At 62.6% G+C, this 7,143-nt stretch carries 4 protein-coding genes and 2 pseudogenes; 3 read left to right on the forward strand and 3 right to left on the reverse strand.

Annotated elements, in window-relative coordinates; all coding sequences use genetic code 11:
• Nucleotides 1-491: pseudogene (locus tag BG842_RS08070) on the forward strand (alanine--glyoxylate aminotransferase family protein); the annotation flags it as partial.
• A gap of 512 nt (nucleotides 492-1,003) precedes the next feature.
• Here the strand turns inward: BG842_RS08070 and rnz are convergent.
• Nucleotides 1,004-1,930 carry a ribonuclease Z gene (rnz, locus tag BG842_RS08075; RefSeq protein WP_069450379.1) on the reverse strand — a complete coding sequence of 309 codons (927 nt, stop codon included), beginning with the start codon at nucleotides 1,928-1,930 and terminating at the stop codon, nucleotides 1,004-1,006.
• Nucleotides 1,931-2,283: 353 nt separating this feature from the next.
• Here rnz and BG842_RS08080 point away from each other — a divergent pair, with 353 nt between their 5' ends.
• Together BG842_RS08080 and BG842_RS08085 are read left to right on the forward strand one after the other, a co-directional pair.
• The gene (locus tag BG842_RS08080; RefSeq protein WP_069450380.1) at nucleotides 2,284-4,389 is read left to right on the forward strand and encodes a hypothetical protein; all 2,106 of its coding nucleotides are present in this window, start codon (nucleotides 2,284-2,286) and stop codon (nucleotides 4,387-4,389) included.
• A 103-nt stretch (nucleotides 4,390-4,492) separates the two neighbouring features.
• A complete protein-coding gene (locus tag BG842_RS08085; protein ID WP_069450381.1) occupies nucleotides 4,493-5,542 on the forward strand; it encodes an AAA family ATPase in 1,050 nt (349 codons plus the stop codon).
• Between the two features lie 247 nt (nucleotides 5,543-5,789).
• On the opposite strand, the pseudogene BG842_RS08090 reads toward BG842_RS08085, so the two are convergent.
• Both BG842_RS08090 and BG842_RS08095 read right to left on the reverse strand, forming a co-directional pair.
• Nucleotides 5,790-6,704, reverse strand: a pseudogene (locus BG842_RS08090) (replication factor C small subunit 2); the annotation flags it as partial.
• 237 nt (nucleotides 6,705-6,941) lie between these two features.
• On the reverse strand, nucleotides 6,942-7,143 hold a 202-nt coding region (locus tag BG842_RS08095), incomplete at its 5' end, for a hypothetical protein (RefSeq protein ID WP_254662987.1).

Raw genomic sequence — 7,143 nt, forward strand, 5'->3', positions numbered from 1 at the left:
ACGAGGATTTGGACTGGCACCTTCGCAAAGCCGACTCCCACCAGACGCCGTTCACGAGCGCCGTGCCGCTCTTCCGCGGACTCGCGCTCGCCGTCGGCCACATCGAAGAGGAGGGCATGCCCGAGCGCATCGCCCGCCATCGCCGTCAGTCCGCCGCGTTCCGGTCGGCGTTCACCGCGATGGGACTGTCGCTGTTCCCCGAGCGAAACGACGCCTCGGAGTACTCGAACACCCTGACGGCGGTTTCGCTCCCCGCCAACGTCCGCGAGACCCCGACCGAATTCTTCGACGCCGTGACCGAGCGCGGCGCGAGCATCAGCGGCGGGCAGGCCCACCTCGGCGGCGAAATCTTCCGCGTGAGCAACATGGGCAACCTCTCGTCCGAGCAGATTCTGCGCGGCGTTCGCACCATCGGCGAGGCGTTCCTCGACGTCGGCGAGGACGTGGATTTGGAGGCCGGAATGGCCGCCGCACGCGAACAGTTGCGATAACGCTGAAAAAGCGAGATTCGGTTTTCTTTTTTCGGAGTAGTGGGGTGCTGGTGTTCAGGCTGGTTAGTAGGATTTAGTATCTTTTAGTAAAATTCAGTAGATGATAGTATTTCACCGTAGGATTAGTTTTCGACCGTGAAATCCGGTCGGTAGCGGGATATTGACGGACGGTAGCACCGTCAGAGCGAAGCTCTGACGAGCTGCTTGCAAACGCTTCGCGTTTGCGCATCCAGAAAATCTTCGATTTTCGGGACTTCGTTCACTCCGGAAGACGCGGAGCGTCTTTCGTGCCCTCGTTCGTTGCACTCACGAAGATACCGTTCACGAAGACCCCGCACGCTATCGGTACACCCCTTCGGACGACGGCTCGCGGCGGCGCCGCTCGCTGTCCTCAGGGCTGTGTCAGCGCGCGCCGGGGACGTTCGCGTGGCTTCATGCGAGCCTCTTGCGAAATCGTCCACCGATGAGAGCTCCAAAACGGCGTCCGCTGGCCTCGCGTCCGTTCGAATGTCCTACTCGTCCGGGAAGGGAACGTCGATGAGGTCGCCGTCGTCGGGGGCGAAGACCTCGCCGTCGAACTCCTCACGGGCCTCTTTCAGGTGCTCGGAGACGTTTCCGGCGTAGCGCGAGGAGACGTGCGTGATGGCGAGGCGCGCTGCATCGGCGCGCCGGGCGACGTTCCCGGCCTGTCTCGCGGTCGAGTGGGCGGTCTTCCTCGCGCGGTCCTTCCGGTCGTCGGCGAACGTCGCGTCGTGGACGAGCAAGTCGGCGTTTTCCGCCGCGGAGACGACTTGCTCGGTGGGACGGGTGTCGCCGGTGTAGACGAACCGGCGGCCGGGCCGGGGTTCGCCGACGACTTGCTCGGGGCGGACGACGGTGCCGTCGTCGAGTTCGACGGGGTTTCCGGCGTGGAGTTGCTGGAACTTCGGACCGACGGGGACGCCGAGTTCCTCCGCCCGCTCGCGGTCGAAGCGGCCCTTCCGTTCGTCCTCGACCAACGCGTAGCCGAGCGAGTTCGCGTCGTGGTCGGTGCGGAAGGTGCGGACCTCGTACTCGTCGCGTCGGACGGCGACCTCGCCGGGCGCGACTTCGGTGATGTGGATGGGAAACGACGGTTGGTGACCCGCCGTGCGAACGAGCGCGTCGATGTCGTCGCCGGTTCCGCGCGGCGTGTATATCATGAGCGGGTCGTCGCGGTCGTTGAAATCCCACGTTTGTACCAGTCCGGGGATTCCGAGGATGTGGTCGCCGTGGAGGTGCGTGATGAAGAGGTCGGAGACGGTAAAGCCGGTGCCAAAGCGCATCATCTGGCGCTGGGTCCCCTCACCGGCGTCGAAGAGCAGGCGGTCGCCTTCCCGGTTGACGAGGATAGAACTCGGGTTTCGGTCCGTCGTCGGCACTGCCCCACTGGTTCCGAGGAAGGTAACGCGCATCGACATTGACCCCAAATCGATGGCCGACGATTAAACAGCCTTCGAAAGCGTCGCTGTGGCGGCCGGAAATCGTCGGTTGTTCGTCCCGCCGCGTGTCCGCGCCGTCCGGGGAAGGAGCGACTTAACCCGTCGAATCGGCGTCTTAACCCGTGAACGGTGGACGGCGTTTATCGGTCGCCTCGTCGTCGCATCGTTCGCGGAATGGGAGAGATATGACACGAATCCCGAGAACAGTAAGTGCTGTACTCGTGTCCCTTCTCGTCGTCTTCGCCGGCGGTGTTGCGACATCGCTAGCGACTTCGGGAGGGTCAAGTACGGCACCGGAAACGCAAGTTACGAACCTGAACGATGTGACACAGATGAACACATCGCAGGCAAACGTAACGATAAACGACCAACAAAGTGACGGCGAGACCATCGTCATCTCGTCCGTGACCATGCAAGAGGGTGGCTTCGTCGCCATCCACGACCAGAGCCTGCTCGACGGGAACGTCGTCGGCAGCGTGTTGGGCAACTCCGTGTATCTCGAACCGGGAACGCACGAGAACGTCACCGTGACGCTCGCGCGACCCATCAACGAGACGGAGACGCTCATCGCGATGCCGCACATGGACACGAACTCGAACCAAGTGTACGACTTCGTTATCGGTAACGGCACCGTCGACGGACCGTACACGGCGAACGGCGAGGCCGTCGTCGACGACGCTCAAATTTCGGTGGGCCAGCAAGGCCCCACGATGGGGAACGAGACGAATCAGACGGGACAGCAGTTCGTGTTCCGCATCGAATCGCTCTCCATCGCCGAGTGGTCGTTCGTGGTGGGTGACAGCACCCAGCCCGACCGCACCGAAGTCATCAGCGGCGTCGACCTGAAGGACGAGACGGTTCGCATCAACACGACGGCGCTGCTCCAGAACGACTCGGCGGAGGAGGTCGTCCAGCGCGGACCGAGCGTCTCGCAGAGCGATGTGGACAAGGCCTCGGAGCAAGCCAACGCGGCGGCGACGACGGGCGACCTCGATACCGTCCGCGTGGTGCTCCGCGACATCACGATACAGAACACGACGCTCATCGTGGATGCGCCGCAGAACGTGACCCTTCCGCAGATGCCGGGCCAGCCCGGCGTCCCGGAACAGCCGACCCAGCAACCGCTGGACGCGAACGTCACGTTCGACAACCAGACCAGTGACGGGCAGACCGTCACGGTCGATTCCGTCACCATGTCGGAGGGTGGCTTCGTCGCCATTCACGACACGAGCCTGCTCGACGGGAACGTCGTCGGCAGCGTCGTCGGCGCTTCGGAGTACCTCGAGCCGGGAACGCACGAGAACGTCACCGTGACGCTCGATAAGCCGTTGACGGAGAGCCAGACGCTCATCGCGATGGCGCATCTCGACACCAACGACAATCAGGTGTACGACTTCGTGACGTCGGGTGGCAGCGCGGACCTGCCGTACGTGGTCGATAACAACATCGTCGTCGACCCGGCCTACGTGACCGTCGAGAACGGCGGCGGTGCGACGACTACGACGACCACGACGCCGGAAACGACGACCGCGACCGCCACCGAAACGCCGACCACCACGTCTACGACGACGGGTGCGGCGACCACGACGGCGGCAGCGACCACGACCGCACAACCGACGACTACGACGACTACGACGCAGGCCGGTGGAACGACCACCACCTCGACCGGAACGAGCGAATGTGGGTGTGTGAAGACGACGACGGAACAGCCGACCACGACGGCGGCAGAGACGACGACCACGACGCCCGAAACGACGGCGGAAATGACGACCACAACGGCAGAGACGACCACCACGACCCAAGCGGAAAGCGGTTCCGTGGAGAACGTCTCTGACCTCGGTCCGTCGTTCGAGGTGAGCAACCTCGAAGCGCCGTCGAACGCGACCATCGGGGAGACGATCTCCGTGAGCGCGACTATCAGCAACCCGACCGACCAGCAACTCACGCAACCCGTGGACTTCCGGTTGGAGGGTAACGTGGTTCAGCGCAAGAACGTCACCTTGGACTCCGGTCAGAGTACCGACGTGAACTTCGAGATAGACACCAGCGGTGCAAACCCTGGAACGTTCACTCACGGCGTGTACACCCGTAACTTCGGTGAAATCGCGTCGATAACGCTCGAAGCGGCTGGCAACGAGACGACCACGACGGCGGCAACGACGACGGAACAGCCGACGACGACGGCGGAAACGACGACGCAGACTGGTACGGCGACTGCACAGCCGACCACGACGGCCGCTCCGGCGACGACCGCACAGGAGACCGCGACGACGCAAGCCGCGACGACGACCAGCGCAGGAAACGAAACGACGGCCGGGACTGAAACGACCAGTGCCGGAACCACGACGACGCAGGCAGCGACGACTAGCGCGGGAACCGACACGACGAACGCGAGCGTTGTCGCGTCGGTCTTCGACGCGTTCGGGGACCTCTTGTAACGTCCTCGGTTGTTTCTTTCGTCGAGCCTACTCATCGGCTGCTATTTTTCGCCGCGCGACGCAACCGACCGATTCTTGTCCGGCGACTCCCTACCGATTCCCAATGGAGTCGCCGCTGTGGACCCAAACGCACGCGCCCGACCTCGCCGACCTGCCCCAACCGGAGGTACGCGACTATCTGGAGCGGGCGGTGAACGAGCCGATAAACCTCGTTCTTCACGGCCCGGAAGGAAGCGGGAAGACCGCCGCCGTGCGCGCATTGGCACGCGAGGTACACGACGACCCGGACAACGACCTTGTGGAGATCAACGTCGCGGACTTCTTCGACCGGACGAAAAAGGAGATTCGGGAGGACCCCCGATTTTCCAACTTCCTGCAGGGCCAAACCGAGTTCTCGAAACAGTACCGGCAGGGCTCGGGCAAGAAGAAGTACAAGCGCAACTGGTCGAAGCGCGAGATGATAAACCACGTCCTCAAGGAGTACGCGGGCTACGCGCCATCGACGGGTTCGTACAAGACCATCGTCCTCGACAACGCCGAATCCATCCGCGAGGACTTCCAACAGGCGCTCCGCCGCGTGATGGAGCAGTACCACGAGACGACCCAGTTCGTCATCACCACGCGCCAACCGACGAAACTCATTCCGCCCATCAAATCTCGCTGTTTCCCCGTCTCGATGCGCAAACCGACCGGCGGCGAAATCGAAACCGTCCTCCGGTCGATTCTGGACGACGAAGGGGTCAAGTACGACGAAGACGGGATTCAGTTCATCTCCGCCTACGTGAAAGGCGACGTGCGGAAGGCCATCCTGTACGCGCAATTGCTGTACGAACAGGAGGGTCGGGTTCACAGCGACGACTACGAAGTCATCCGCGAGTTCGGTATCAGCGGGCGCATCGGCGACATGCTCGACAAAGCCGAGCGCGGCGATTTCAACGACGCCCGCAAGGACTTGGACGACCTGCTCGTGGACGACGGCTACAGCGGCGAGGAAGTGCTCGAAGCCATCATGGACGCGTTCCGGCAGAACCGCTATTCGGGCGACGAACTCGCCGAACTGGTCGTCCTCGCGGCGGAAATCGACATGGACTTGGCGCGAGGAACGAGCGACCGGTTACAGCTTTCCCATCTACTGGCCGAGTTGGGCGCGTAGAAATCGGGTCGTTCTCCTCACCACGTGTTTCGCGGACGTGCGAAAGATGGCAAAATAGCCGCCGAACTGAAACGGTCGTCAGTCCACGAGGCGTTCGAGACTCAACGAGGTCAAGGGACTCGGCGCCAGCGGTATCCTCGTGACGGAAATCGAACGCCTCGTGGACTGACGACCGTTTCAGTTCGGCGGCTATTTTGCCATCTTTCGCACGTCCGCGAAACACGTGGTGAGGAGAACGACCCGATTTCTACGCGCCCAACTCGGCCAGTAGATGGGAAAGCTGTAACCGGTCGCTCGTTCCTCGCGCCAAGTCCATGTCGATTTCCGCCGCGAGGACGACCAGTTCGGCGAGTTCGTCGCCCGAATAGCGGTTCTGCCGGAACGCGTCCATGATGGCTTCGAGCACTTCCTCGCCGCTGTAGCCGTCGTCCACGAGCAGGTCGTCCAAGTCCTTGCGGGCGTCGTTGAAATCGCCGCGCTCGGCTTTGTCGAGCATGTCGCCGATGCGCCCGCTGATACCGAACTCGCGGATGACTTCGTAGTCGTCGCTGTGAACCCGACCCTCCTGTTCGTACAGCAATTGCGCGTACAGGATGGCCTTCCGCACGTCGCCTTTCACGTAGGCGGAGATGAACTGAATCCCGTCTTCGTCGTACTTGACCCCTTCGTCGTCCAGAATCGACCGGAGGACGGTTTCGATTTCGCCGCCGGTCGGTTTGCGCATCGAGACGGGGAAACAGCGAGATTTGATGGGCGGAATGAGTTTCGTCGGTTGGCGCGTGGTGATGACGAACTGGGTCGTCTCGTGGTACTGCTCCATCACGCGGCGGAGCGCCTGTTGGAAGTCCTCGCGGATGGATTCGGCGTTGTCGAGGACGATGGTCTTGTACGAACCCGTCGATGGCGCGTAGCCCGCGTACTCCTTGAGGACGTGGTTTATCATCTCGCGCTTCGACCAGTTGCGCTTGTACTTCTTCTTGCCCGAGCCCTGCCGGTACTGTTTCGAGAACTCGGTTTGGCCCTGCAGGAAGTTGGAAAATCGGGGGTCCTCCCGAATCTCCTTTTTCGTCCGGTCGAAGAAGTCCGCGACGTTGATCTCCACAAGGTCGTTGTCCGGGTCGTCGTGTACCTCGCGTGCCAAATGCGCGCACGGCGGCGGTCTTCCCGCTTCCTTCCGGGCCGTGAAGAACGAGGTTTATCGCTCGTTCACCGCCCGCTCCAGATAGTCGCGTACCTCCGGTTGGGGCAGGTCGGCGAGGTCGGGCGCGTGCGTTTGGGTCCACAGCGGCGACTCCATTGGGAATCGGTAGGGAGTCGCCGGACAAGAATCGTCGGTTGCGTCGCGCGGCGAAAAATAGCAGCCGATGAGTAGGCTCGACGAAAGAAACAACCGAGGACGTTACAAGAGGTCCCCGAACGCGTCGAAGACCGACGCGACAACGCTCGCGTTCGTCGTGTCGGTTCCCGCGCTAGTCGTCGCTGCCTGCGTCGTCGTGGTTCCGGCACTGGTCGTTTCAGTCCGGCCGTCGTTTCGTTTCCTGCGCTGGTCGTCGTCGCGGCTTGCGTCGTCGCGGTCTCCTGTGCGGTCGTCGCCGGAGCGG

This window comes from Haladaptatus sp. W1 (genome assembly GCF_001723155.1).
GTDB classification, from domain to species: Archaea; Halobacteriota; Halobacteria; order Halobacteriales; family Haladaptataceae; genus Haladaptatus; species Haladaptatus paucihalophilus.

Excerpts from the sequence above, each read along its gene's own strand:
- BG842_RS08080 (WP_069450380.1), top strand. The coding sequence starts at position 2,284 with ATGAACACATCGCAGGCAAACGTAACGATAAACGACCAACAAAGTGAC.
- rnz (WP_069450379.1), bottom strand. The coding sequence starts at position 1,930 with ATGTCGATGCGCGTTACCTTCCTCGGAACCAGTGGGGCAGTGCCGACG.
- BG842_RS08085 (WP_069450381.1), top strand. The coding sequence starts at position 4,493 with ATGGAGTCGCCGCTGTGGACCCAAACGCACGCGCCCGACCTCGCCGAC.